Origin of the sequence: Bacteroides muris (ex Fokt et al. 2023), from assembly GCF_024704895.1 — a bacterium.
Classification (GTDB): Bacteria; Bacteroidota; Bacteroidia; order Bacteroidales; family Bacteroidaceae; genus Bacteroides; species Bacteroides muris.
The window spans coordinates 145,496-171,509 of sequence record NZ_JAMZEE010000002.1 but is presented as its reverse complement, the minus strand read 5'-3'; the positions used below and the strand labels follow the sequence as shown (position 1 = coordinate 171,509).

Here is a 26,014-nt window from a genome sequence, read left to right as displayed (position 1 = left end):
ACGGATAAAAAATATGATTATGAAAAACTTATATAAACTGTTGATCGGTGTGCTGGCCTTAAGCACCGTAACGTCTTGTGACGATTATTTGGAAGTGGATCATTACGATATTCTTCCGGCGGATTTCATGTTTAAGACGGAGGAGAATGTCCTTTCCGGGCTGAACGGACTTTATGATACCTTTTATACGGACCAGCACGGTTCCGGTGATGACGAGACATGGGGATTCAAGCCTCAGGTATTTGCTGCCAACCATTCTACGATGGACTGTCAGGCTTCCGGTTGGGATGCGGAATGGCAGCGTCATGCCTGGAAACCCGATAAGGGTTCCCTGGAGACTGCATGGCGGATGAGTTATCGTGCAGTGGACCGTGCAAACCGTTTCCTGGCTGGCCTGGAGACGGCGGATGCCTCTATATTTGCGGACAGCAATTCCAAGACCGTTTATGAAGCGCAAGCACGTGCCATCCGCGGTTATAACTACCTTTACCTGACGAAACTTTTCGGAAGGGTACCGATGTTGCTTACCGGTGAAACCTATACTACTTCGGTAGGAAAGGCACGTCCGGAATCCGTGGATGAGACTTATGCGGCTATCGAGGAAGATTTGTCTTTTGGACGCGACCATCTGGACTGGTTACCCATGAATGGTGAATACGGACGTATAACCAAGGGGTTCTGCAAAGCTTATTTGGCCGAGCTGTATATGTTGAAGAAAGACTTTACGAAAGCCAAGACGGAACTGAAGGATATAGTGGACAGCGGAACCTATTCATTGGAGCCCTGCTTCGGTAACCTTCATGCCTGGGATACACATTGGACCAAAGAGTCCGTATTTGAGGTGATGTATCACGAACAAGGATATATGGGTTGGGGAGCCGATTCATCTTCAGATGCCATGATGTGGTACGGATATATGTGTGCGGCACCCGAATGGGGAGGCTGGGGTTCTCTCTGTCTTTCTTGGGAGTTTGTACGTTCCTTTGAACCGGGTGACAAACGCCGCCAGTACTCTGCTGTTGCCAAAGGGGATACGCATCCTATTACCGGGCAGACTGTAGGGGTGACAAGTGGTTTTGACGGTCTTTTCCAAGGTTCCGAAAATATGCCTACTGTTTATTCCTTGAAATACTGGAGATGCAAGCCGGGTGAGAACAACAAGGTGTTCAATCCGATTTCGTTGACTCTGAAGCGTTATGCAGGCATCATGCTCGACTATGCAGAATGTTGTTTCGAGACAGATGACAACGCTACCGGATGGAACATGATACGTCAGATACGTAACCGTGCTTGGGGTAATCTGGAGATGGGAGCGACGATGATTGACCTACCCGCCGACATGTTGAATACCCAGACGGTGGAAGTGCCGGATGCAGAGACCTACTATACAAGCTATAAGATAGCCAAAGGCTATACTTCTCCGGTATGGAAGGTGGCGCTGATTATAGAGCGTCGCCATGAATTCAATGCCGAGTTCTCGCTTTACCATGATTTGTGCCGTATGGGTATGTGTAAAGAATGGTTTGCCGCCGAATATCCGAAGACAGCAGCCAACTCTTCACAAGAGGCTTGTCTGCAGACCGGTGACTCATTCCGTTTCTTTGAGCACGAGGCTTATCAGGAAATCTTCCCGATTCCGACGAATGAGATTTTGACGAATCCGCTCATCAATCAGGAAGACCAGAACCCGGGATATTGATAAATTATAGATAAACACTTAATAATAAAATATTTGCGAGTGAAATGTCAGGCACCGGTCGTTGTTATGATAGATGTCAGTGTCTGTCGTGATGAAAGCCAGTGTCTGACATGATAAACACCAGTACTTGAGACGACGAACACCAGTCTCTGATAAAAGGGGAGTTATACAAGGAAAAGTTTGACGGTTTTAGAGAATAATTATGGAAAGGAAGATGTTTTATTGGATAGCACTGCTGGTTGCGTCTTGTCTGGCAGGCTGCCGGTCGCATTCAGGGGAGACAGATATGCAGACACGCATGCGTACAGAGATTGTCACGAATGTCAGGGACAGCGTGTTGCCGTTTTGGATGGATTATGCAGTGGCTCCCGACGGCGGTTTTTATGGAACTGTATTGCGGAATGGTACTCCGGTAGTGGATGCTCCGAGAGGAGGGGTTCTGAATGCCCGGATTCTGTGGAGTTTTTCTGCTGCATACCGTACATTTGGAGATGAATCTTATCTGAAACTTGCCAACAAGTCTCAGCGCTATTTTATCGATACATTTATTGATAAGAAGAACGGTGGGGTGTATTGGTTGGTCAACCCCGATGGTGAAGTAGTGAATGCTTCTAAGTATACTTATGCCATGACTTATGCTATTTATGGATTAGCAGAGCACTATCTGGCGACGGGTAACGACGAAAGTCTGAAAACTGCTATTAGTTTGTATCATGTCTTGGAAGAAAAAGGCCGTGAATCGCAATATGACGGTTATGTGGAATCTTTTACTGAAGATTGGAAACAACCGGATAACTATGATAACAATGCACCCAAGACTATGAATGCGCATTTGCACGTGCTGGAGGCTTATACCCTTTTATATCAATGCTGGAAAGACGACGGACTGAGGAAAAGACTCGAGTTCTGCACCAAGTTGTTCATGAACCGCATTTACGACCCGTCAAGGAGGCATTTCAATCTGTTCTTTGATAATGAGTGGAATAGTCTGGTCGAAATGGATTCTTATGGGCATGATGTGGAGGCGGGATGGTTGCTTTGTGAGGCTGCCCGTACGCTGGAAAATCAGGACCTGATAGAACAGACAAATCAGCTTGCATTGGATGTGACGGAAGCTTGTCTGGCTGAAGGAATGAGTGATAAAGGCTATATGATTTACGAGAAGAAAGGTGACAGAAAAACCAAGCATGCCTCATGGTGGGGCCAGATTGAAACGATGATAGCTTGTGTCAATGCCTGGCAAATCAGCGGGAATGACGTTTATCTGCAATCGGCCGATACGGTTTGGACTTTTGTAAAGGACTGTATGATAGACCGGGAATACGGTGAATGGTACAGTGATTGTTTTGATGGAGAACCCAAGAAGGATACTCCCAAAGTGAGTATGTGGCGTTGCCCGTATCATACGGTACGTTTGGGAGTGGAAATGTATAATCGTTTAAAATAATATGTATGAAGAAATTGATAATAGGTGCGGCATCGCTGATGTTTTGTGCAGGTTTGCAAGCCCAGGACTTCAAGATTAACCCGTCGGGGTATTTTGAAAACCACGGGGCCAATGTGATGGTGTTCAGTGATGTTTATCCCGAAGGACACCAGGGAGGTGTCACTTTGGTTTTGAATGGAGACCGCAGGGCCGCAGGCGGTGATGTGCGTTTTGAGATTTCGCAGGGACAATGGCAGGGATTGCCCAAGATGCGGAAACGGGTGGTGGATGAGGTCGCTAACGAAATCCGTGTCACGCTGAGCTATCCTGACTCGTCCAAGCATATGGCGGGTTTCAATCCGATGCTCTATCCGGATTTTGCTTTCGGCTATACTATTAAGGTGAAAGGGGAGAAGGACTATTTGGTATTGACTGTTGATTTGGACCGGCCGGTTCCGGAACGCTTTGCCGGGAAACTCGGTTTCAATCTGGAGTTGGTGCCTTCTACTTTGTTGGGCAAGCCGTGGATTATGGACAACCGGACGGGAGTCTTTCCCCACCAGGCGATGGGACCCACGATGAAGCAGACCTCTAATATGGAACATATCGGAGATTTCAATCCTAAGGGGAAAGCCAGCCTGGACCAGTTGCTTCTGGACCGGAAGACTTATAATCCGATGATTGCCGATGATATTGTCTCTGCTCCTCTTGCCGCGGGAAAAAAGTTTGTGCTCAATCCGCAGGATGAGTTGGCAAAGATTATGATTGAGAGTGAGAAGGGGGATTTGATGCTGTATGACGGACGGATAAACCATAATAACGGTTGGTTTGTACTTCGTTCGGAATTTCCGGCAGGAACGAAAGGGGATGCGGTAAAATGGATTATCCGTCCCACAGTTACCAAGGAGTGGCGCTATGCACCGGTAGTACAGACTTCCCAAGTGGGTTATCATCCCGGACAGAAGAAAGTGGCTGTCATCGAATTGGACAAACGGGATACAGATTTCCGGCAACCTGCCCTCTACCGTATTGCGGCCGACGGCAGGAAACTGGTGAAGCAGCAGGCTGCCAAGGATTGGGGAGATTTCCAGCGTTACCATTATTTGCAGTTCGACTTTACGGAAATTACGGAAGAGGGACTTTATCAGGTGATGTACGGTGATGCGGCTTCTCCGGTGTTCCGTATTGCAAAGGATGTTTGGGATAAGGGAATCTGGCAGGCGGAGGTGGAATACTTCCTACCAGTACAGATGTGTCACATGCGTGTCAACGAGAAGTATCGTGTATGGCATGACTTCTGCCACCAGGACGATGCCCGAATGGCCCAAACGAATATCAATCACATTGACGGATATAGCCAGGGACCTTCTACTCTGTGCAAATATCAGCCGGGCGATCTTGTTCCGGGATTGAACGTAGGCGGTTGGCACGATGCAGGCGATTATGACCTGCGTGTGGAGTCGCAGGCAGGTGAAGCCTATATCCTCGCTATGGCTTGTGAGAATTTCGGCGCCTACTGGGACGAGACTTCCATTGATTTCGAAAAACGGATTGTAGAGATACACCAGCCTGACGGGAAAAACGACTTGTTACAGCAAGTGGAAAACGGGGTTTTGACCGTAGTAGCCGGTTGGAAGGCATTGGGACGCCTCTATAGAGGAATTTTGTGTCCTACTGTACGGCAATATGCACACTTGGGAGATGCTTCGGCCCATACTGATCATGTCAGTGGAACGGCTGATGACCGTTGGGTGTTTACGGAAGACAATCCGGGACGTGAGTTACAGGTGGCCGCTTGGCTGGCAGGGATTTCACGCGTGCTGAAGGGACATAATGATACTCTGGCGGCAGATTGTCTGGAAATAGCCCGTGAGCTGTTTAAGATTACACGTTGTGATAACAATTGGATACTGACAACGAAAGTACATGCCGCCGTAGAGCTTTATCTGGCAACGAAGGAAGCCGGGTACCGCGATTTCGTTTTGCAGCAGCAGGATTTGATCTGCAAGAATATCCGTCAGACGGGCTGGTTCATCGGACGGTTCGACCAGGCTGTGGGCAATGTCCGTTTCAGCAAGGCTATTCGTAAGGCATTGCCGGAGTTACAGGCCATGTATCAGGAGTATAGCAGTAAAACCCCGTATGGAGTGCCACACGACAGAGGTAACCGTTCTTCCGGTTCATGGGAGCCTCAGCATTTGGGCTACAATTACTGTTACCTGCATGCTGCTTATCCTGACTTATTTACACCGGACTACATTTTTAATGCCGTCCAGTATCTGCTGGGTATGCATCCGGGACGTAACCAGGCAGCTTTTGTAACGGGAGTTGGTGCCGAAACGATGAAGGCCGCCTATGGTGTCAATCGTGCTGATTGGTCTTATATCCCGGGTGGAGTTTCTCCGGGTACTAATCTGATTCGTCCCGATTTACCCGAACTGCTTCATTTTCCGTTCTTGTGGCAGGAAGGTGAGTATTGCCTGGGTGGACATGCTACGTGGTTTATGTATATGGTATTGGCGTCTAATAAAATATTGAATTGCAATGAATAGTAAAATAAAGGTAGATAAGTTTGTAATTGTAGTTTTTCTGCTCTGCATGGTTTGTAATATGACCATGCAGGCAAAAGCTTACGAGAGTTTCAAAGTATCCATTTATGTCCGTGCTTACGAGGTAGACAAGATGAAGGACATCCATTGGCTGGATTCTACCTGGAATGTGATTTCACAACAGTTGGAAGTGGACAAGATTTATCTGGAAACACACCGGGACTTGCTGGTTGTGGAGGATGCCACTCTGGAGCAGGCAAAGAAATTCTTTCATGACCGGGGTATAGAGACAGCTGGAGGTATTACCTATACCATCAACGAGGCAAACAGTTTCGAGACATTCTGCTATTCCAATCCCGAACACCGCAAGATGGTGCAAAAGATTGCGGAACACACGGCGAAACACCTTGATGAGTTTATTCTGGATGATTTCTTCTTCACCAGCTGCAAGTCCGACATAGAAATAAAGGCAAAAGGAATGCAGAGCTGGACGGACTACCGCTTGAAGCTGATGACCGAGGCCGGCCGTGACCTCGTGCTGAAACCTGCCAAGAAAGTGAATCCTCAGGTAAAGGTGATTATCAAATATCCCAACTGGTATGATCACTTTCAAGGTTTGGGATTTAATTTGGAGGAAGGTCCCCAGCTCTTTGACGGTGTCTGGACCGGTACTGAAACAAGAGACCCGGCAGGTAATCAGCATTTGCAGAACTATCTGAGTTATAATATTATCCGTTATTTCGATAACCTGCGTCCGGGTTATAACGGTGGGGGATGGGTCGATGTAGGTGGACTGAACATGGGTATGGACCGGTATGCCGAACAGCTTCATTTGACCATGCTTGCCAAGGCTCCCGAGATTATTCTCTTTGCCTATCACCAGCTTTTGGATGTGAAGTTGTCGCCTAAATACCGTACTCCCTGGCAGGGAATGGGTACCAGCTTTAACTATGATGAGGTGACTGCTCCCATCCGGTTGGAAGACGGCTCTTTGGTAGAACCTACCACGATGGCCCGTATAGCCGGTGTTGTGCTGAAACAGACGGATAAGTTGATTCATAAGCTGGGGAATCCGGTGGGTATAAAATCCTACAAGCCTTTTCATGCCGCCGGTGATGATTTCCTTCAGAACTATTTGGGCATGATAGGTTTGCCGATGGATATGCGTCCTGTTTTTCCGGAAGACCAGCAAGTGGTTCTGCTGACTGCACAAGCTGCACAGGATACGGAAATTATGGCTAAAATCAAGAGACAACTGCAAAGCGGGCGTGATGTGGTGGTTACGAGCAGTTTGCTGAAAGCCATTCCTGAGAAGCTTACAGAGGTAGCCGAGTTGCGTTGTACTGATTTGAAGGCTCTTGTCAATGATTTCGGCCGTTACGGACAAGCCGGACGCGATTTATTGATACCGCAGGTGCAGTATTATACGAATGATGCTTGGGAGATGGTCAGTGCCGGTCGTCCGCTGACGGGTGGAGTTTCGGGCTATCCTATTCTGTTGAGAGCCCCGTATGCTACCGGTAATCTGTATGTTCTTACCATTCCCGACGATATGGGCAATCTGTATGATTTTCCGGCCAATGCCTTGAATGAAATTCGTCGCATTATGAGTAAGGACATAGGAGTCTGTCTGGAGGCTCCCTCCAAAGTGGGCCTGTTTGTATATGACAATAAAACGCTGGTGGTAGAGAACTTCAATAACGAACCGGTAGAGGTGCGTATCGTGACCGATGATAAGGTGATGAAGCTGGAAAACTTGGAGGATGGGACTGTTTTGAGTCCTCTTCCTGCCAGACCGGTGATACAGACCAGACGTCCGGTTACGCCTAAGAATTCTTTCCGTTTATTACTGTTGCCCCATTCATATAAGGCATTCCGATATAAATAATGAGTAAGAAGATTGCTGGGTGACTATTTGAAAGAGCAAGGAGGCTGGTTTACTGTAAAACCAACCTCCCTTGCTTCCAGTCATCCGTGAGAATGCTTGTGTTCTTTCAATATCCTGTGCGGCAGTGTTCCGTGTCCCAGCAACTCTATCGGGCAGTTGAAGTTGCGTTCCAGCCATTCTTCCGTAACTCCGGTATCGGGATGGTAGTCCAGAGTTTCGTTTACACAGGCAATTGACTTGACTTGCTGCAGCACCGTGCCGATGTCGTGGCTGACGAGAATAATGGCACAATCCTTGTTTATCTCTGCCAGCAGCTCGTAGAGGCGGGCTTCGAAACGCTTGTCGATGTATGTGTTGGGTTCGTCGAGAATCACTGCCTGCGGGTCGGATATGATGGCACGGCCCAGGAGGGCGCGTTGCAACTGTCCACCGCTCAGGGCACCGATGGCACGCTGCTCCATACCTTCCAGCCCCATGCGGGCTATCACGTGGCGGGCTTTCTCGCGGTGTCGGGCGGTGAAGCGTGAAGCAAGCGGCTTCTTGCTGCTGAGACCTGAAAGGATGACTTCTTCTACTGTAATGGGAAACTTCCGGTCGATACTGCTGTACTGGGGTAGATATCCCATGGATAATCGAGCATTGAGGGGGGGGCATTGAGAGCCGGCTGATTCGGGTAACGGGGAACAGGGATGATAAAGTATCTCTCCGGCAGTGGGTTTCAGCAGTCCCAGTATGCATTTGATAAGCGTAGTCTTTCCGCCACCGTTGGGACCGATGATGCCCAGAAAATCATGTTCGTAGATAGTCAGGTTTATATCATGCAGTACAGTCCGGTTATCGTATCCGGCACTGAGGTTCTTTATCTCTATAATGGGGGATGCAGGCATAGCTTCTTCTTCGTTAAATGGACAGAATCATCGTTTATTCTTTTACAAGCGCTCTGGCGGTATTCATCATCTCCTCCTCCCAGTCGTATGAGAGGGGATTGATATCCGCCACCCGGGTTCCGGTCTGCCGGGCGATGAGTTCGGCATTGCTGCGGTCGAATTCCGGTTGTACAAAGATGACGCGTACCTTCTCTTTCTTGCAGGAGTTTATCAGGTTCTTCAGATGGGCGGGAGAGGGTTCCTTTCCACCGGCTTCGATAGGAATCTGGTGCAGGTTGTAGTCGCGGGCAAAGTAGGAAAGTGCCGGATGATAAATCATGAAGGCACGGTCGGCACTCGGGCTGGAAAGCATCTGGCAGATGAGGCTGTCCATATGCTCTATCTGCCGGATGAGTGCGTTGTAACGTTCCATGTAGGCGCTTTTATTGGTTTTGTCTATGGCACAGAGTGCATTCAGAATGTTTCCGGCAATGATTTGAGCGTTGATGGTGGAATTCCAGATGTGTGGTTCCACACCACCGGCATGTGCATGCCCGTCTTTATGATGATGCGCATGGGTATCGTCCAGAATAAGTTCCACATTCTCGGACATATCGAAGAATTGCAGGTGGGGAGCGTTGTCCGTCAGTTTTTCCGTCCATGTCTGTTCGAAACCGATGTATCCGATGCGGAAATAGGCCTTGCTTCGGGCAAGGTCGACAAGCTGCTGGGGTGTGGGATCGTAGGTTTCCGGACTTGAACCTTTGGGCACCATGCTGACGACGGTGAATTCATCACCGGCAATGGCTTCGGTGAAATACCGCAGCGGTTCGATGGTGACGGTAATCACGGGTTTATCGTCATTCTTCTTCTTGTTCTGTTGGCCTTCTTGCTTGCACGAGAAGAGCAAGGTGGCTATGAGGAGTAAAAAACAAAACTTTTTCATTTACAATCTATTATTTACAATTTGCAATTTGGCGGCGCCGTGGCAAGGGGCATCAATTATCTATTTTCACTTCCTCTTTCCTTCCCCTCAATATCTCCCGTTTTCCTCCGGGGGGGCCCGGAAGACGTTCTACCTTGAATCCTATGGCTTGCAGCATGCGGCGTACCACCCCTTTGGCGCAGTAGGTGGTCAGCACGCCGTCGGTGCTCATGGCAGCATGGATATTCCGGAAGACTTTTTCCTCCCACATTCCCGGTTGCTTTTCGGGTGCAAAGGCATCGAAATAGACAACATCGAACGGAGATTTATTAATCATTAACAAGTTGTCAATGCTTATTGTTTCGACATCTGCCCGCACTTTTTTCAGTGTGAAATAAGGAGTTATGGCGACTTCTTCTTCCCACGCAGCCCGATGCAGTTCCTCGAACAGAGGATTGTCGCTATATTTCAGCGCATCTACCTCCGGCCATGCAAGCGGATAAAGTTCGATGCCGGCATAGTGCATAGGTCTCTTTTCCTTTCCGGCAGTTTCCAGTGTGAGCAGGGCATTCAGCCCGGTGCCGAAGCCGATTTCAAGGACATGCGGGCGGACAGTAGCGGATGCCCTCAGTCCCATGTCGATGAAGATGTGCTGTGACTCTGTACGTGCCCCCTTTACCGAATGATAATGTTCATTCAGTTCCGGTACAAACAGTGTCGCACTTCCGTCTTCCGTCTTCTCTATGATTCGTTGCATCACTTCTGCTTTTATTGAATGTTTTTATTTTATTTGATTCTCTGTGATTCAGTGTGTTGTTGCACCTGTACATTCAATGTCTTGTATCTATACATCTATTGTTCCCCCCTGCATTTCAATAATTCATCATTGAAATGGCTCCTTGCAGTGCCCACAGCATAGCTATATATCGCATCAGCTTCCCTGCAAACATGGAAGTGGCGGCCAGCATCAGATTACTGCGCATGAAGCCCAGTGCAATGGCTATGGCTTCTCCCGCAAAGGGAAGAAAGGCGAAGAAAGCCATCAGTGCCCCTTTTCCCTGGAGGAAATGCTGCATCCGTTCTATCTTTTCCCTTTTTACCTTGAAATATTTCTCAATCCAGTCCATACGTCCCAGACGTCCCATGTAGTAGCATGTCATGCCTCCCAGTGTATTTCCCAAGGTGGCGGAGAGTACGCACAGCGCCGGGTTCAGCCCCACTTTGACCAGTGCTATCATCACTATCTCGGAACTGAACGGAATGATGCTTCCTGCCAGCAGGGCAGAGATGAACAGACCGACATATCCCCAGTCAATCAGCAGCTGTATGAGTGTGTCTACAAGAGCGTCCATATGTTGAATCCTAATAGAATGAATAATCCGATGAATGCACAAATGAAGAATATATTGGAACTGCGGCTATTTGTCAGTACAAACAAGTGTCCTGCCAGGATGCTGACACTGATGAGCAGGAAGGACATCAGATGGACACATAATGCCGGTTGCAGTCCGATATAGACAAAGATGCAGAAATTCAGCAGGATGAGGAAGTGCAGATAGCTGCGGGTACGTATCTTGTCTTCATAGCCGGCAATGAGGCAGTGTGCCGCGCTGACGATGAACAGAACAAGGAGATACCCGAGGGTGGCGAGTTCCCACGGCTGATAGTCGAACCGGACGGGAGCGAAGGTTGCCAGTTCGCGGAAGGGCTGGCGGAAGAGTTCCATTTGTCCGTGATAGAAGGCGTGTCCCAGTAACAGCCAGTAGGGTACGCTCCATCCTACCAATGAAGCGAAGAAGCTTTTGGGTTGGAGAGACTGGAAGTTGTAGGCGCCTATCCAGAAGATGGGGACAAACAGCATGAGCTGCGGAAAAAGCAGGCTGCCCAGTCCGATGAAGAAGAAGGCGTGGAAGAGACTGCCTGTGGGCCGTACCTGCTGGTAGCTCCTGAAGAGGAAAAACAGTGCCACAAGGAAGGAGGCGGCTGCCAAGTCTCCCGCATACAGCATGTGCAGGCTGGGGCAGACGGATATCAGCAGAAGGTAGACAGAAGTCTGTACCGATGCCCGCATCCGGATGATGGCAAACGTATTGTTAAGCTGTATCAGGAAATACCCGATGACGGCATACAGAATGAAGCTGAAGAGACGGTTTGCCCAGGTGGGGATGCAGAAGTTGCAGAATGTTTCCCAAAGGGAATATCCGTTTTGCTGTGTCTCCGTTTCGGACAACAGAACGGCGGTCAGTGTCCAGCAGGATACTGAAATCAGGATAGCGGCGGGTAGTGTGAACCGCCCTGCCGTTATCCGGTTCTGGAATCGTTTGGTTCTCATAAGCCTCTTTCCCGGTCCCTCCCCTGTAGGGAGGGGAGGTTGGTTACTTCTGTTTTATGTTTACTGTTTATCTTATTCACAATCTGTCCTTTGTTCCCCTCTGCCTGCGTAAGCTTCTTTTTTTCTGTTTACATTTACAGACCATCCCTATTCCCCTCCCTATGGGGGAGGGGTTAGGGGAGAGGCTCTTATAAGTCAAATCCGATGTCGCGACGGAAATACTTCTTCTCGAAGTCTATCATGTCGGCCACGCGGTAGCTCTTCTGCAAAGCTTCTTCCTTTGTTTCGCCATAGGAGCAGACAGCGATGACGCGGCCGCCGGCTGTCACGGTCTGCCCGTCTTTCGTGGCCGTTCCGGCATGGAACAAGATGCTGTCGGTCTGGGCGGCGAGGTCGAATCCGGTCATTGCCTTGCCCTTTTCGTAAGCTTCCGGATATCCTCCGCTCACCAGCATGACGCAAGCGGCTGTGCGCGGGTCGAATTCCAATGCACGTTGGTCGAGGTCGCCTTTGGCAACGCCTTCGAGCAGGTCTACCAGGTCGCTCTTGATGCGCAGCATCACACTTTCGGTTTCGGGGTCGCCCATGCGGACGTTGTATTCAATCACCATAGGTTCGCCCTTCACGTTGATAAGTCCCAGGAAGATGAAGCCTTGATAGCCGATTTCTTCTTCCAGCAGGCCGTTTACGGTAGGTTCGATGATGCGGGTGCGCACTTTCTCCATAAATGTTTCGTCGGCAAAAGGTACGGGAGTAACGCTGCCCATACCGCCGGTGTTGAGGCCTTTGTCGCCTTCGCCGATACGCTTGTAATCCTTGGCTACGGGCAAGACCTTATAGTGGCGGCCGTCTGTCATCACGAACACGGAACACTCGATGCCGCTGAGGAATTCTTCAATGACTACCGTGGCGCTGGCATCGCCGAACATGCCGCCCAGCATTTCCTTCAGTTCTTTCTGAGCTTCTTCCAGCGTGGGCAGAATCAGTACGCCCTTGCCTGTACACAGCCCGTCGGCCTTCAGAACGTAGGGCGCTTCGAGGGTTGCGAGAAAATCGAGTCCTTCCTGCAAGTTGTCGGCAGTGATGCTTTTGTAGCGGGCAGTGGGAATGTTGTGGCGCATCATGAAGCCTTTGGCAAATTCCTTGCTGCCTTCCAGAGTGGCACCTTTGGCGGTGGGGCCGATGATGTCGATATGGCGGGTGGCAGGGTCTTCCTTGAAGCTGTCGAAGATGCCTTGTACCAGGGGGTCTTCGGGACCCACAACAATCATGTCGATTCCTTTCTCAAGAGCAAAGGTTTTGAGTGCGGGAAAGTCTGTCGCCTTCAGGTTCACATTCTCGCCTGCTTCGCCTGTACCTGCATTGCCGGGAGCGATATATAGTTTCTCTACTTTCGGGCTTTGGGCAATCTTCCATGCCAGAGCGTGTTCGCGGCCACCGGAGCCTAATAATAATACTTTCATGATTCCATTTACAATTTACAATGTACAATTTACAATCGGGCTGCGCTACGTGACAGGCAGATGGTAATCTGTACAAGTGTTATACTTTTAATGATTTGTTTCGCTTTATGATTCCGTTTTACAATGTATAATCAGGCTATACTGTGATACTGCATAGCAGATTGTACATTGTAAATGGCAAATTGTACGTTAAAGATAGTCTTCAAAATATCTTGTTATCTTCTCGTGCAGATGCACACGGTCGCGTCCCAGAACGTTGTGCTTGTGCGTGGGATAGATGAACAAATCGGGATAGGTGCGGGCATCCACGCACGCTTTCATGAACGAAAGGGCATGCTGCGGCACGCAGGTGTCGTCATGGTCGTCGTGTATGATGAGCAGATGTCCTTTCAAGTTACCGGCAAGGTTTTTCAAGTTCGTCTGCTTGTAGCCTTCCGGGTTCGCTTGCGGAGTGTCCATATAGCGCTCACCGTACATTATCTCGTAGTATCCCCAGTCGATAACCGGTCCGCCGGCAACGCCTACCTTGAAAATTTCGGGATAGCGCAGCATCAGTGCCGTGGTCATGTGTCCTCCGAAGCTCCAGCCGTGCACGCCGATACGCTCTCCGTCCACATAAGGTTGGCTTTTCAGGAATTCTACGCCCTTCACCTGGTCCTTGCCCTCTTCGATGCCCAGCTGGCGGAAGGTGGCGTTTTCAAACTCCAGTCCACGGTTGCTGCTGCCACGGTTGTCGAGGCTGAACATGATGTAGCCTTTGTTTGCCATGTAGATGTCCCAGCCGCGGGCATTGTTCATCCAGCCGTTCGTTATCATCTGGGCGTGCGGGCCGCCGTATACGTAGACGATGGCGGGATACTTCTTTGCCGGGTCGAAGTCGGCAGGCTTTATCAGGCGGTAGTACAAGTCTGTCTTGCCGTCGGCGGCTTTGATGGTGCCTACTTCTATGCTGGGCATTTCAAAGCCTTCGTAGGGATTCGTGGCTACCAGCAGATTTGCGACCTTGTCGTTCTGGGTCGATACGATGTCGATATTGCGGGGAATCCGGGGAGTGGAATAGTGGTCTATCAGGTAGCCTCCCGATGCAGATAACAGAGGGCGGTGCACTCCTTCGTTGTTACCCACTGCGGTGAGCTTGCCATTGTTTACGTTCACCTTATATATATTGCTTTGCAGGGGCGATTCCTTGGTAGCGGTGAAGATGACTTCTTTCTTCTTCTTGTTGAAGCCGAGCACGTTCTGCACCAGCCAGTCGCCTTGCGTCAGTTGCTTCACTTTGCAGCCCTGACGGTAAGTGCCTCCTGCGGATGCAGAGTGTGTCTCGGGATACATCTGGTTTTTGGTATCCATCAGATACAGATGGTTGTAGCCGTCGCGCTGACTTTGGTAGATGAATTTGCTGCTGTCCCAAGGCAGAAAGAGGATGGGCTGCTGGGGTTCCACATATTTGGGATGCTTCTCTTCGTAGAGGATGCCGTTTATGGGCTCTCCGGTTTCTGCGTCGTACTGGCGGAGAACGGAGTGGTTCTGGTCGCGGTTCAGCTCTATCAGATAGAGGCTTTTCCCGTCCGGTGCCCAGGTAATGTTGGTGAAGTAGCGGTCTTTGGGGGCTCCCATGTTCAGGTAGATGGTCTTTTGGGTGGCAGGGTTATAGATACCTACCTCTACTTCGTGGCTCAGCATGCCGGCCATGGGGTAGCGTATCATGTCCGTTACGGCTATTCTTGACGTGATGTCCACCAGCGGATAGGGGGTGACCATGCTTTCGTTCATCCGATAGAAGGCAAGCAGGTCTCCCGACGGGCTCCAGAATGTACCCTTCGAGATGCCGAACTCGTTGCGATGTACGCTTTGTCCGCAGACGATGCCTTCGGGTTCGTTGGTCACGCGCTGTCCGTTCACGTAGAGATTGTTCTTTACGGTGTAAGCCAGGTTATGGCTTGCAGTGTTGTAGTCGTAATTGGCTGCAGGCTCTTTGGGCAGGTCATCGCGTCCGGTCACAGAGTCCATATGCCAGTTGTAGACGGCGTAGCGTTGCGGTAGGGGGAGCAGGACTTCCGTATTCTCCGCCCAGGGGAACTTCAGATTGTAGAGGTGCGACAGCTCTTTCAGTCCGGCGGCTTTCAGGGCGCGGTTCACGGTTTCGCGGGTGAAAAGTACTGTCTCTTTGCCGTTTTGCGGATTCACGGCCTTTACTTTGTCTATGTCCGCAATGATACAAACATCACCCCACCATTGCAATCCATGCAGGTTCTCGGGGGTACGATACGTTTCGCCTCCGGGAATCAAATCTTCCAAAGTCGGCTTTTTCAGTTCTTGTGCCATAACGTTTGTTGTAAACAGAGCAGGCACTGCCATCAACAGTGCAAGAATGCTCTTACTTATTTCCTTTGCATTCATTCTCCTTGTCATTGTTTTTGTTGTTCTCTTTTCTGAATACTTTCACTTCTACTCTGCCTGTCGGGGGTGCTTCTCACTTGTATGGTAGCACTGAGTTTGGCAAAGCCTTGCTACAGATATCTGTGACAGGGGTGATTTTCATGTTTTTGGTGTTTTGATACATCCCCCTTGAATTTCAATAATCTACGACGCTAATCAGGAAAGTTCCTTCATTGTTTATCTTCCGTCTTCCTTCTTTTTCTTTCCGGGTACGACTCTCCCGATTTCGGTCTGCGTTCTCCGCCGAATTCACGTCTTTCCCTCGGTTTGAACTCCCGTTTTTCCCCGTCTTTGAACTCTCTTCTTTCCCTTGGACGGAATTCGCGTTTCTCGCCGTCTCTGAATTCTCTCGGTCTGCGTTCGCCGCTGAATTCACGTTTTTCCCTATTAAATTCGCGTCTTTCTCCACCGAATCTCGGACGGGGCTCCCTTCTTTCTCCGGGCTTGAGCTCTTTCCGTTCTCCCCCGGCCGGACGAAACTCTTTGCGTTCCTTGCTCAGCTCCTCGCCTTCGGCACGGAATTCCTTGTACTTTCCGTCGAAGATTTCGTACTGGCGGAATTCACATTCCAGCGCACCGTTGAACAAAGGAATTTTGGAGGTGGCTTTCAGCCCGATCTGGTCGAAGCACTCTTCGCGGTAAGAAAGAATCCACGCAGTGTTGCCCGTAAAGGCATGTTTCAGGCGCTCGCCAATCATGGAGTAAAGTCCCAGCAGGTCGTTGGTAGAGATACGTTCGCCGTAGGGCGGATTGGTGATAATGATGGATTTCTCCGCAGGTTGCTCGAATTGCTGGAAAGGTTGGAGCTTCAGTACTACATCCTTGCTTACGCCGGCAGCCTTTATATTGTGTGTGGCAATTTCGTTTGCCTTCGGGTTGTTGTCGTAACCGTATATCTTATGCGTAAATTCGCGTTCCTGGCTGTCGTCATTGTAGATGGTGTCGAACAGCTCCTGGTCAAAATCCACCCACTTCTCGAAAGCAAATTCCTTGCGGAATACGCCCGGAGCGATGTTGCGTGCAATCAGCGCCGCTTCAATGGGAATGGTTCCCGAGCCGCACATCGGGTCTATCAGGTCGCATTCACCACGCCAGCCGGTCATCAATATCATGCCGGCGGCCAGCACCTCATTCAGCGGGGCCTCTACGGCTTCCTGGCGATAACCGCGGCGGTGCAGCGATTCGCCGCTGGAGTCGAGAGAGAGTGTACATTTGGTTTCGGCAATGTGTATGTTCAGCAGCACGTCCGGTTTGTTGACACGCACGCCGGGACGTTCGCCGCTCTTCTCACGGAAATAGTCCACGATGGCATCCTTCACCTTGTAGGAAACGAACTTGGAATGACGGAACTCCTCGCTGAATACAACCGCGTCCACGGCAAAGGTCTTGTCCGTATCCAGATAGTCTTCCCATCGGATGGCTTTAATCTGTTCGTAAACCTCGTCGGCATTCTTGGCTGTGAAGTGTTTGATGGGTTTCAGTATCCGGATGGCTGTACGCAGGCAGAAGTTTGCCTTGTACATCATTTCCTTGTCTCCACTGAAAGATACCATGCGGCGGCCTATTTCTATATCGTTGGCGCCCAGTGCAGTCAGTTCTTGCGCCAGTACCTCTTCCAGTCCTTGGAAGGTTTTGGCAATCATTTCAAAAGATTGTTCGCTCATCTATTTATTTACTATTTTACTGTTTTTATTCTGTTGTTTATCAGTAGTTTGTCTCCCGTTTGCCAGACACTGGCGTCTGTCGGCTCAGACACTGGTGTCTGTTGCGTTGAACACTTGTGTCTGACGTGACAGACACAAGTGCCTGTCAAATGCAGCAATATTGCCTTTTAAACGGGATTCCGGGCTTTTCATTTCTTCGCCTTTGTCTGTACAATTCTCGCTCCTGCCGGAACGTCCTCCGTCACCCAGATGTTGCCGCCCACGGTGGCTCCCTGTCCGATGGTGATGCGTCCCAGTATGGTGGCGTTGGAGTAGACTATCACATTGTCCTCCAGTATGGGATGGCGGGGAATACCCTTGATGGGCTTGCCGTCCTCGTCCAGCGGGAAGCTCTTGGCACCGAGGGTCACACCTTGGTACAGCTTCACGTTGTTGCCGATGATGCAGGTCTCGCCGATTACCACGCCCGTACCGTGGTCGATGGTGAAATAACCGCCGATTTCTGCTCCCGGATGGATGTCGATTCCCGTTTCACTGTGCGCCATTTCGGTGATGATGCGGGGAATGAGGGGAACACCCAACTTGAGCAGCTCGTGTGCGATGCGGTAGTTGCTGATGGCACGGATGGCCGGATAGCAGCTGATGACTTCGCCGAACGACTGTGCGGCAGGGTCACCGTTGTAGGCAGCCTCCACATCTGTGGCAAGCACCCGTCTCATGGCCGGCAGGTTGCTGATGAACTTGGCAGCCAGCAGGGCGGCTTCTTCCCGTTGCAGCTCGGTGCAGCAGTTGCATTCGCCGTCGCCTGCGAAGCAGAGGCCGGCAAGGATTTGTTCGGTCAGCAGGTCGAACAGGCGTTCTACATTGACACCGATATGGTAAGTCACCGTTCGGCTGTTGACCGTGGAATTTCCGAAATATCCGGGGAAGATGATGGCTCGCGCCAGTTCGATGATGTCGCGCAGCACTTTTGCCGAAGGCAGCGGGTTGCCGTCCGTATGCTGGTGAAACAGTCCCTTGTATGACTCGCTTTCCGATAGCTCATCGACTGCTTGTGTCAAAATGTGGGTAAAGTTGAGTGGACTCATTATGATATCCTTAAGTTTAAAAGTGGCAACAAAGATAGGAAATCCTCGTCAAATATCCTACATATCCCTCATTTATAGTATGTATTTACCATATTTGTGGTATTTCCCGCGAACCGATTCCGCGCTACTTTTGTCTCATAAGAAATGACCCGGCTTTTTCATTTAAGGGAGTTGCCGGGAAGTTATCGGGGAGTTGTCTATAGTAATTATCAAGGAGTAACTTCGGCAAAACAATCAGGTTACTCCCGATAACTCCTTTAGCTCCCTTAACTGAAAGAGCCGTGGGCGAATGAGTAATTTAACATATATGGGTATGAAGAAAATGGCAGACCGCCTCACCGATCTGGTAGGCAACACTCCCTTGCTGGAGTTGAATAATTATAACAAGAATAAGGGGCTGAAAGCCCGTGTCATCGCCAAATTGGAATATTTTAACCCTGCCGGCAGTGTGAAAGACCGCGTGGCGCTTGCCATGATAGAAGATGCCGAGGCAAAAGGGCTGTTGAAGCCCGGTGCCACCCTCATCGAACCTACCAGTGGGAATACGGGCGTGGGACTGGCCTTCGTGAGCGCTGCCAAAGGCTACAGGCTGATACTGACGATGCCCGACACGATGAGCCTGGAGCGCCGCAACCTCTTGAAAGCTCTCGGTGCGGAACTGGTGCTGACTCCGGGTGCCGACGGTATGAAAGGCGCCATAGCTCGTGCCGAAGAACTGAAAGCTGCCAGCCCCGGCTCGCTGATTTTGCAGCAATTCGATAATCCTGCCAATCCGGCAATGCACGAGCGTACTACGGGACAGGAAATCTGGCGTGATACAGACGGCCGGGTGGATATTTTTGTGGCCGGTGTAGGTACGGGAGGCACGGTGAGCGGTGTGGGTGCAGCCCTGAAGGCCAACAACCCAAAGATAAGGATTGTGGCTGTGGAGCCCGAAGATTCTCCCGTACTTTCCGGTGGGAAGCCCGCTCCCCATAAAATACAAGGTATCGGTGCCGGATTTGTGCCCAAGAACTATAACAGTGCCGTGGTAGACGAAGTGCTGCAGGTATCCAATGATGATGCCATCCGTACGGGCCGCGAACTGGCGAAGTATGAGGGATTGCTGGTCGGCATCTCTTCGGGAGCAGCCGTTGCTGCGGCTGCCCGCCTGGCCAGACTGCCCGAAAATGAAGGAAAGACGATTGTAGCGCTGCTGCCCGATACGGGCGAACGGTATCTTTCGACGCTGTTGTATGCGTTTGAGGAATACCCGTTGTAAGAGGAAGCTGCCTTTCCTGCCATCACGGCTCTTTCATTTAAGGGAGTTAAAGGAAAGAGCCGTGTCCTGCCATAAATTAAGCGGATTATAATTTGCGAGATAATTTGCATTTGCATACCTTCGTACTTGAAAGTGTGAATATGGAATATATGCAGGTATGAAAAAACTGAATATAAAGGAGTTGGTTATAGCAGCCAAAGAATTCTGTACGAAAGAAGATGGAGTCTATCGGGAAGAATTGTTTGGGGTTACTGACGGGAAAAAAGTAGGAACTATTGTTGAACATTTGTTTTAGGATTTCCTTAGGGACCGGTATGAGATGATGGCTGGCAGCTCGGCCAAAGGGCTTGATTTGCCGTCTGTCGATACAGATATAAAGGTTACCTCCGTTGTACAGCCGCAGTCAAGTTGTCCATATAGGGACAGTAAGCAGAAGATATATGGCTTAGGATATAATTTGATTGTATTTGTCTATATCAAGGAAGATGATACAAAACAGAAAAAGGGTAAGTTGAACTTCCTTTCTTGTACATTTGTCGAATCTTCACGTACCGCGGACTATCAGACTACAACCGGTTTACGGGCGATTATAGCCAACAATGGTAATGAAGATGATATATTTGCTTTTCTTAGTGACCACAAGATTCCCGGAGACGATGTAACTTTGATGAATATGGCACACGAGATATTGAAAAGTCCGCCGAAAATAGGGTATCTGACTATTTCGAATGCCCTTCAGTGGAGATTGCAATATTCTCGTATCGTCGCTCTTGATGAAACGGTGGATGGTATAACCCCGATTGTTAAGTATAATGCAAAAAACTAAAGAAACAGCACGAATGGAGAATCCTGCCACAGCAGCTTTTGCCGGGCGATTGCCTGAAATGCGTGGAGAGTTTGGAGATTGGCAGACCGGTTATGACTTTGCTTGTGCCGTTTGTCGCAAGCTGAAGGACATGGGTGCTGCTCCCGAGGTTATTTTAGAGCCTACTTGTGGATTGGGGAATTTTATCAGAGCAGGGTTGGCGATATTTGATACAATCACGGATGTTTATGGCATAGAAATATACAAGCCATATCTTGACGAGTTGCGTAGGAGTCTTGTCGTAAAGGAGAATCAAAGAATACACCTCTACTACGAAGATATATTTGCTTTTGATTTCAGTGAGATAAAGAAGCAACTGGAGGGCAAGAATGTTCTGATTTTGGGCAATCCTCCATGGGTGACCAATAGCGAGTTGGGCAAGAATGGAAGTACCAACTTGCCTCAGAAATACAATTATCGAGGAACTAAAGGTATTGAAGCGATAACGGGTAAGGGCAATTTTGATATAGCGGAGAGTATCTGCAACCTGCTTATTGAGAACTTTGCGTCTAACGAAGGAACGCGGATAGCATTACTCGTCAAGAACTCTGTTGTAAAAAACATCCTTATACACCAACGTCCTCAAGGCTATTTCATATCTCATGTATGCCAATACGCTTTCGATGCCAAGAAAGAATTCGATGTTTCTGTATCTGCCTCTTTGTTCTCCTGTACGATAGGAAAGGAGAAGACAGATATATGCCGGTATTATGATTTTTATACCGGAGCTTTTCAGAAATCGTATGGTTGGAAAAACGATAGATTTGTGTCGGATATTGAAGAGTACGATAAGGCTGCGATGATTGATGGCGTATCAGAATTGGTCTGGCGATCAGGGGTCAAGCATGATTGTTCAAAAGTAATGGAACTTATCGTCAGGTCTGGTCGATACGAGAATGGCTTTCGTGAAACTGTAGACGTTGAACCCGTATGTATATATCCGTTGATTAAGAGCTCAGATATCGGCAATGGCTTTTCCGGCGAAGTGAGAAAATATATCGTTCTTCCCCATAGAAGCCTGGCTGAACCCAACTCTGCCATGAAGCAACGTACTCCATTGACTTACGCTTATTTCGAAAAGTATGGTCAACTGCTGGATGGGAGAAAAAGCTCCATCTACAAAGGGAAGCCTCGCTTTTGTGTATTTGGGTTGGGAGATTACTCGTTCAAGCCATATAAGGTTGTGGTGTCGTCATTCTATAAGAACATAATATTCTCTCTTGTTTCACCAATCAACGGGCAAAGCGTTATGTTGGACGATACTTGCTATATGCTGGGATTTGACAATTGGGCATTTGCTAAAATTACACATCATTTATTGAATAGTCCGGTTGTCATGCAGTTCATATCAGCTCTCTGCTTTACGGATGCAAAGCGGGTAATTAACTGCGAACTGTTGATGCGGATAGATTTATCTAAGGTCTTGGAAATCATTGGGGATGTTACTATCGAAGGGGTTACGGCATCGGAAATAGATGCTTATCGTGTTTTCATCAATGGAAAAGAACTGCCGGGGCAAAATGATTTATTTGAGGGGCAAAGGCTGAATGCAAAGGATATACCTTTCCAAGGGCAACCTTCTAAGGAGCCTGCTATTTCAACTTTCCCAAGGGCAAAGGCTTTGAAGAAACATTTATGTGACGTGCAGCTCTCTTTTGATTATTGAGGCAACTTGTTGGTTTTTAGTCGTTTTTGTTAAATAATGAACTGTGTGCCGTTATAGTTCGCTTGGTCTTAACCCAAACGACCGGCAGCTCATTTTCTCTACTTTCACTTCCCATATCTTGACATTGCGTACGGCAGGTTCGGCATATTTGCATTCATTCTCCGTATATTGCTTCATCAGAATGTCGAGTACGCGTCGCTTCTCTTCCATGTCTTCCACGAAGTGTACTTTCCCGCGGCAGATGACACTGCGCGACTTCATGCTGTAGCTGCATGCCACTTGCCGGTGCATATAGACCAGTTCGTGTCCTTCGCAGAAGGTGATGCAGACTTGCGGGTGCTTTGCCACCATCTCCACTTTACTACCTTCCGGGCCGGAATGCAGGTATATCACTCCGTCTTGATAGGCAAAGTTCATGGGAATTGTATACGGGTTTCCTTCAAAGTCTGTGATGCCTACTATGCAGTATGGGCATCTACGGATAATCTCCTCAATCTGTGTAGTATCTGTAATGGTAATTGTCTTCATCGTATAGCTCTCATTCCCCGGCCTCTCCCTGAAAGAGAGGAGGTAGGGATGGTTTAAATTATAGGGTTGTTTTATGCCAGTGCAAAGTCTAACTGCTTCTTTTCCAAGTTGGCGCGTGCCACCTTGACGGTGATGGCATCGCCCAGGCTGTATATCCGGTTTTTACGTCGTCCGCGCAGGCAGTAGTTCTTTTCGTCGAATTCGTAATAGTCGTCGTCGAGGTCGCGGATGGGAATCATGCCTTCGCACTTGTTCTCGTTCAGCTCCACGTAGAGGCCCCATTCCGTTACGCCGGAGATGACGCCGTCGAAGGTCTGTCCCAGGCGTTCGGTCATGAATTCCACTTGCTTGTACTTGATGGAGGCACGTTCCGCATTGGCGGCTATCTGCTCCATGCTGCTGCTGTGTTCGCAGAGGGCTTCGTACTTTTGTTCGGTCACGCTGCGGCCTCCTTCGTCCAGATACTTGGTAAGCAGGCGGTGTACCATCATGTCCGGGTAGCGGCGGATGGGCGAGGTGAAATGCGTGTAATAATCAAAAGCCAGTCCGTAATGGCCGATGTTATGCGTGGAGTAACGCGCTTTCTGCATGGCACGGATGGATACGGTTTCAATCAGATTCTCTTCCTTTTTGCCTTGGATGTCGTCCAGCAGGTGATTGATGGACTTGGACACATCCGTTTTTGTTCCGCTGGTGCGCAGCTTGTAGCCGAAACGGGCGATGAACTGTGCCAGATTGTCCAGTTTCTCCGGGTCGGGGAGGTCGTGGATACGGTAAGGCAGCACTTTGGCTTTCTTGCCTTTGGGCACACGGCCTATCTTTTCGGCTACGGTGCGGTTGGCAAGCAGCATGAACTCCTCTATCAGCTTGTTGGCGTCTTTCGACTCCTTGAAGTAGACACTGACGGGTTTGCCCTTCTCGTCAATTTCGAACTTCACCTCGTAGCGGTCGAAGTTGATGGCACCGGCCTTGAAGCGGTTCTCACGCAGAAACTTGGCAAGCTTGTCCAGCTCGAGTATTTCTTCTTTGTAATCGCCTTTTCCTGTTTCGATGACTTGCTGGGCTTCTTCGTAGGTGAAGCGGCGGTCGCTCTTGATGACGGTGTGCACTACGCGAGAGTTCTTCACTTCTCCCTTTTCCGTCATTTCGAAGATGACGGAATAGGCCAACTTCTCTTCGTCGGGGCGGAGGGAGCAGATGAAGTTGCACAACCGTTCGGGAAGCATCGGGATGGTACGGTCCACGAGGTAGACGGATGTGGCACGCTTCTCGGCTTCCTTGTCTATGATGCCGCCCTCTTTCACGTAATGGGTCACGTCGGCGATATGTACGCCCACTTCCCAAACTCCCTCTTTCAGTTTGCGGATGGAGAGGGCGTCATCGAAGTCCTTGGCATCCTTGGGGTCGATGGTGAAGGTGGTTACACTCCGGAAGTCCTCGCGTCGGGCTATTTCCTCGGCGGAGATTTCGGCGGGTATCTTGTCGGCTGCTTTTTCTACGGCGGCGGGGTAGACGTATGGCAGGCCGAATTCCGCGAGGATGGCATGCATCTCGGTGGTGTTGTCTCCGGCGCGTCCCAGGATGTCTATTACCTGGCCGATGGGATTTTTGGCTTTGTCGGGCCATTCCACTATCTTGACGATAGCCTTGTCGCCCGTCTTGCCGCCTTTCAGTTTCTCTTTGGGGATGAAGATGTCGTTGGCAAGCGTACGGTTTTCCGTTACAAGGAAAGCGTATGACTTGGCAACTTCCAGAGTACCCACGAAGGTGTCGTTGGCACGTTCCAGTATCTCGATGACTTCTCCTTCGGCTTCGCGTCCGCGACGTTTGGCACAGAAGGCGATACGCACTTTGTCATTGTTCATGGCGTGTGCCGAGTTGCGTTCGGCTATGAATATCGGTTCGCCTCCATCTTCGGGGATGAAGGAGTTCTTGCCATTGCTTTTGCGCTGGAAGGTTCCGGTCATTTCCACGCCGTGGTTGTTCAGCTTGTACTTGTGTTTGTCCACCTCTGTAATGTAGTCGTCCATCAACAGTTCGGACAAGATGTCCATACACAGCATCTTCAGCGGATGTGTGGAGAGATGAAGTTGTTCAAAGATGTATTTCAGGGATAATACTTCGTCTTGCTTTGTGTGGAAGAATTCAAGTAACACTTTGACGAGTTCTTTCTTCTTCATGCGTTTGCCGGCTTTCTTTTCTTTCTTTTTGGCCATAATGATGATAAATTAATGTGCACATTATTCTTTCTTGCAAAGTAAACAAATAAATACGTCCTTTCGTTCACTCAGACTTTAAAATATTGCCATCCTATTGAAAATAATGAAGGAACGACAGATTGTAATGGATTTATGTACTATATTTGCACAAAAAGCGAAGATAGGCTGTATCTTGAACGAAAAGCAGATGGAAATGCAAACTCTGAATAAAAAAGCGGATGCCACGCGGGAAAAGGCCATTTACCGGGTGACGGTTGTGGGAAGTGTGGTAAACTTTCTCTTGCTTGTCTTCAAGTTCTTTGCAGGTATTATGGGTCACAGTGCCGCCATGCTGGCAGATGCGGTGCATTCTTTGTCGGATTTCATAACAGATATTGTTGTCATTGTTTTTGTACGCATTTCGGCGAAGCCCGAAGATGAAGGGCACGATTACGGTCATGGCAAGTACGAGACGCTGGCAACTGCCATTATCGGTATTTTACTGTTGTTTGTGGGATTTGGCATTTTCTGGAACGGGGCTTCCTCCATTTACCGTTTCCTGCAAGGCGGTTCTTTGCAGGAGCCCGCCATGCTGGCGCTGGTGGCTGCATTGGTATCCATCATTTTCAAGGAAGTGCTTTATCAATATACCGTATTCAAGGGCAGGAAGTTGAATTCGCAGGCGGTTGTTGCCAATGCCTGGCATCACCGGAGTGATGCGTTTTCGTCCATAGGCACGGCGGCGGGTATAGCTGGCGCCATTCTTCTGGGTGACCATTGGCGGGTGCTGGACCCGGTGGCGGCGATTGTTGTCAGCTTCTTCATTATGAAGGTGGCCGTGCAGTTGTTGATACCCTGTGTGGATGAACTGTTGGAGAAATCATTGCCTGCCGAGGTAGAGGATGAGATAGTAAGGATAATTCTCTCTTTTCCCGGTATCAGCTCGCCGCATCACCTTCGTACGCGCCGCATCGGCAGTTATTGTGCCATCGAGGTGCATGTGCGTATGGATGGCAGCATCTCGCTGGAGGAAGCTCACGAGATGGCAACGGCGGTGGAGAACAAGTTGAAAAGGCAGTTCGGCAAAGGAACACTGGTCAGCATCCATGTGGAGCCGGTGAAGAAGAGCAACCGGGCGACAGAGTAACATAAGGAGC

At 49.4% G+C, this 26,014-nt stretch carries 20 protein-coding genes; 9 read left to right on the top strand and 11 right to left on the bottom strand.

Annotated features, from left to right (window positions below):
• Positions 1 to 19 precede the first annotated feature (19 nt).
• The 4 genes from M1B78_RS01460 to M1B78_RS01445 all read left to right on the top strand — a co-directional run bounded on the left by M1B78_RS01460 (position 20) and on the right by M1B78_RS01445 (position 7,562).
• Complete coding sequence (locus tag M1B78_RS01460) at positions 20 to 1,699, top strand: RagB/SusD family nutrient uptake outer membrane protein (RefSeq protein ID WP_257939700.1); 1,680 nt, start codon at positions 20 to 22, stop codon at positions 1,697 to 1,699.
• Positions 1,700 to 1,901: 202 nt separating this feature from the next.
• Entirely contained in the window at positions 1,902 to 3,146 is a 1,245-nt protein-coding gene (locus M1B78_RS01455) for an AGE family epimerase/isomerase (RefSeq protein WP_257939699.1), read from the top strand.
• Between the two features lie 5 nt (positions 3,147 to 3,151).
• On the top strand, positions 3,152 to 5,677 hold the full coding sequence (locus M1B78_RS01450) for a glycoside hydrolase family 9 protein (protein WP_257939698.1): 2,526 nt from the start codon (positions 3,152 to 3,154) through the stop codon (positions 5,675 to 5,677).
• Positions 5,670 to 7,562, top strand: a complete 1,893-nt coding sequence (locus tag M1B78_RS01445) for a hypothetical protein (protein ID WP_257939697.1) — start codon at positions 5,670 to 5,672, stop codon at positions 7,560 to 7,562. Before M1B78_RS01450 ends, M1B78_RS01445 begins: the two co-directional genes overlap by 8 nt.
• A gap of 80 nt (positions 7,563 to 7,642) precedes the next feature.
• Here the strand turns inward: M1B78_RS01445 and M1B78_RS01440 are convergent, their stop codons facing one another.
• From M1B78_RS01440 to epsC, 9 genes are all read right to left on the bottom strand, one after another.
• The gene (locus M1B78_RS01440) at positions 7,643 to 8,449 is read right to left on the bottom strand and encodes a metal ABC transporter ATP-binding protein (RefSeq protein WP_257939696.1); all 807 of its coding nucleotides are present in this window, start codon (positions 8,447 to 8,449) and stop codon (positions 7,643 to 7,645) included.
• Positions 8,450 to 8,483: 34 nt separating this feature from the next.
• Positions 8,484 to 9,374, bottom strand: coding sequence for a metal ABC transporter solute-binding protein, Zn/Mn family (locus tag M1B78_RS01435; protein WP_257939695.1), 891 nt, complete (start codon positions 9,372 to 9,374; stop codon positions 8,484 to 8,486).
• A gap of 52 nt (positions 9,375 to 9,426) precedes the next feature.
• Positions 9,427 to 10,110 (bottom strand): tRNA (5-methylaminomethyl-2-thiouridine)(34)-methyltransferase MnmD, encoded by a 684-nt coding sequence (mnmD, locus tag M1B78_RS01430; RefSeq protein ID WP_257939694.1) that lies wholly within the window; start codon positions 10,108 to 10,110, stop codon positions 9,427 to 9,429.
• Positions 10,111 to 10,225: 115 nt separating this feature from the next.
• A complete protein-coding gene (locus M1B78_RS01425) occupies positions 10,226 to 10,705 on the bottom strand; it encodes a YqaA family protein (RefSeq protein WP_257939693.1) in 480 nt (159 codons plus the stop codon).
• A complete protein-coding gene (locus tag M1B78_RS01420; RefSeq protein ID WP_136009179.1) occupies positions 10,690 to 11,685 on the bottom strand; it encodes a hypothetical protein in 996 nt (331 codons plus the stop codon). Before M1B78_RS01420 ends, M1B78_RS01425 begins: the two co-directional genes overlap by 16 nt.
• A 188-nt stretch (positions 11,686 to 11,873) precedes the next feature.
• A complete protein-coding gene (gene purD, locus M1B78_RS01415) occupies positions 11,874 to 13,148 on the bottom strand; it encodes a phosphoribosylamine--glycine ligase (protein ID WP_257939692.1) in 1,275 nt (424 codons plus the stop codon).
• Positions 13,149 to 13,337: 189 nt separating this feature from the next.
• On the bottom strand, positions 13,338 to 15,548 hold the full coding sequence (locus M1B78_RS01410) for a S9 family peptidase (RefSeq protein ID WP_257939691.1): 2,211 nt from the start codon (positions 15,546 to 15,548) through the stop codon (positions 13,338 to 13,340).
• A 209-nt stretch (positions 15,549 to 15,757) separates the two neighbouring features.
• On the bottom strand, positions 15,758 to 17,251 hold the full coding sequence (locus M1B78_RS01405) for a THUMP domain-containing class I SAM-dependent RNA methyltransferase (protein WP_257939690.1): 1,494 nt from the start codon (positions 17,249 to 17,251) through the stop codon (positions 15,758 to 15,760).
• 188 nt (positions 17,252 to 17,439) lie between these two features.
• Positions 17,440 to 18,339 (bottom strand): serine O-acetyltransferase EpsC, encoded by a 900-nt coding sequence (epsC, locus tag M1B78_RS01400; protein ID WP_136009182.1) that lies wholly within the window; start codon positions 18,337 to 18,339, stop codon positions 17,440 to 17,442.
• A gap of 313 nt (positions 18,340 to 18,652) precedes the next feature.
• Here epsC and cysK point away from each other — a divergent pair, with 313 nt between their 5' ends.
• The 4 genes from cysK to M1B78_RS01380 all read left to right on the top strand — a co-directional run bounded on the left by cysK (position 18,653) and on the right by M1B78_RS01380 (position 22,131).
• On the top strand, positions 18,653 to 19,600 hold the full coding sequence (gene cysK, locus M1B78_RS01395; RefSeq protein ID WP_257939711.1) for a cysteine synthase A: 948 nt from the start codon (positions 18,653 to 18,655) through the stop codon (positions 19,598 to 19,600).
• Positions 19,601 to 19,757: 157 nt separating this feature from the next.
• Positions 19,758 to 19,895: a hypothetical protein gene (locus tag M1B78_RS01390; protein ID WP_255260457.1), complete on the top strand. Its 138-nt coding sequence runs from the start codon at positions 19,758 to 19,760 to the stop codon at positions 19,893 to 19,895.
• A gap of 24 nt (positions 19,896 to 19,919) precedes the next feature.
• Positions 19,920 to 20,426: a restriction endonuclease gene (locus tag M1B78_RS01385; protein ID WP_257939689.1), complete on the top strand. Its 507-nt coding sequence runs from the start codon at positions 19,920 to 19,922 to the stop codon at positions 20,424 to 20,426.
• 13 nt (positions 20,427 to 20,439) lie between these two features.
• The gene (locus tag M1B78_RS01380) at positions 20,440 to 22,131 is read left to right on the top strand and encodes an SAM-dependent methyltransferase (protein WP_257939688.1); all 1,692 of its coding nucleotides are present in this window, start codon (positions 20,440 to 20,442) and stop codon (positions 22,129 to 22,131) included.
• Positions 22,132 to 22,182: 51 nt separating this feature from the next.
• On the opposite strand, the gene M1B78_RS01375 is transcribed toward M1B78_RS01380, so the two are convergent.
• Together M1B78_RS01375 and rnr are read right to left on the bottom strand one after the other, a co-directional pair.
• Positions 22,183 to 22,659 (bottom strand): pyridoxamine 5'-phosphate oxidase family protein, encoded by a 477-nt coding sequence (locus M1B78_RS01375; RefSeq protein WP_257939687.1) that lies wholly within the window; start codon positions 22,657 to 22,659, stop codon positions 22,183 to 22,185.
• Positions 22,660 to 22,730: 71 nt separating this feature from the next.
• Positions 22,731 to 24,875 carry a ribonuclease R gene (rnr, locus tag M1B78_RS01370; protein WP_257939686.1) on the bottom strand — a complete coding sequence of 715 codons (2,145 nt, stop codon included), beginning with the start codon at positions 24,873 to 24,875 and terminating at the stop codon, positions 22,731 to 22,733.
• Between the two features lie 190 nt (positions 24,876 to 25,065).
• Between rnr and M1B78_RS01365 the strand changes: the two genes are divergently transcribed.
• On the top strand, positions 25,066 to 26,004 hold the full coding sequence (locus M1B78_RS01365) for a cation diffusion facilitator family transporter (protein ID WP_136009220.1): 939 nt from the start codon (positions 25,066 to 25,068) through the stop codon (positions 26,002 to 26,004).
• Positions 26,005 to 26,014: the final 10 nt, after the last annotated feature.

Bases quoted from the DNA above. Each gene is read 5' to 3' on its own strand.
- M1B78_RS01460 (WP_257939700.1), top strand. From the start codon at position 20: ATGAAAAACTTATATAAACTGTTGATCGGTGTGCTGGCCTTAAGCACC.
- M1B78_RS01455 (WP_257939699.1), top strand. From the start codon at position 1,902: ATGGAAAGGAAGATGTTTTATTGGATAGCACTGCTGGTTGCGTCTTGT.
- M1B78_RS01450 (WP_257939698.1), top strand. From the start codon at position 3,152: ATGAAGAAATTGATAATAGGTGCGGCATCGCTGATGTTTTGTGCAGGT.
- M1B78_RS01445 (WP_257939697.1), top strand. From the start codon at position 5,670: ATGAATAGTAAAATAAAGGTAGATAAGTTTGTAATTGTAGTTTTTCTG.
- M1B78_RS01440 (WP_257939696.1), bottom strand. From the start codon at position 8,449: ATGCCTGCATCCCCCATTATAGAGATAAAGAACCTCAGTGCCGGATAC.
- M1B78_RS01435 (WP_257939695.1), bottom strand. From the start codon at position 9,374: ATGAAAAAGTTTTGTTTTTTACTCCTCATAGCCACCTTGCTCTTCTCG.
- mnmD (WP_257939694.1), bottom strand. From the start codon at position 10,110: ATGCAACGAATCATAGAGAAGACGGAAGACGGAAGTGCGACACTGTTT.
- M1B78_RS01425 (WP_257939693.1), bottom strand. From the start codon at position 10,705: ATGGACGCTCTTGTAGACACACTCATACAGCTGCTGATTGACTGGGGA.
- M1B78_RS01420 (WP_136009179.1), bottom strand. From the start codon at position 11,685: ATGAGAACCAAACGATTCCAGAACCGGATAACGGCAGGGCGGTTCACA.
- purD (WP_257939692.1), bottom strand. From the start codon at position 13,148: ATGAAAGTATTATTATTAGGCTCCGGTGGCCGCGAACACGCTCTGGCA.
- M1B78_RS01410 (WP_257939691.1), bottom strand. From the start codon at position 15,548: ATGAATGCAAAGGAAATAAGTAAGAGCATTCTTGCACTGTTGATGGCA.
- M1B78_RS01405 (WP_257939690.1), bottom strand. From the start codon at position 17,251: ATGAGCGAACAATCTTTTGAAATGATTGCCAAAACCTTCCAAGGACTG.
- epsC (WP_136009182.1), bottom strand. From the start codon at position 18,339: ATGAGTCCACTCAACTTTACCCACATTTTGACACAAGCAGTCGATGAG.
- cysK (WP_257939711.1), top strand. From the start codon at position 18,653: ATGAAGAAAATGGCAGACCGCCTCACCGATCTGGTAGGCAACACTCCC.
- M1B78_RS01390 (WP_255260457.1), top strand. From the start codon at position 19,758: ATGAAAAAACTGAATATAAAGGAGTTGGTTATAGCAGCCAAAGAATTC.
- M1B78_RS01385 (WP_257939689.1), top strand. From the start codon at position 19,920: ATGATGGCTGGCAGCTCGGCCAAAGGGCTTGATTTGCCGTCTGTCGAT.
- M1B78_RS01380 (WP_257939688.1), top strand. From the start codon at position 20,440: ATGGAGAATCCTGCCACAGCAGCTTTTGCCGGGCGATTGCCTGAAATG.
- M1B78_RS01375 (WP_257939687.1), bottom strand. From the start codon at position 22,659: ATGAAGACAATTACCATTACAGATACTACACAGATTGAGGAGATTATC.
- rnr (WP_257939686.1), bottom strand. From the start codon at position 24,875: ATGGCCAAAAAGAAAGAAAAGAAAGCCGGCAAACGCATGAAGAAGAAA.
- M1B78_RS01365 (WP_136009220.1), top strand. From the start codon at position 25,066: ATGGAAATGCAAACTCTGAATAAAAAAGCGGATGCCACGCGGGAAAAG.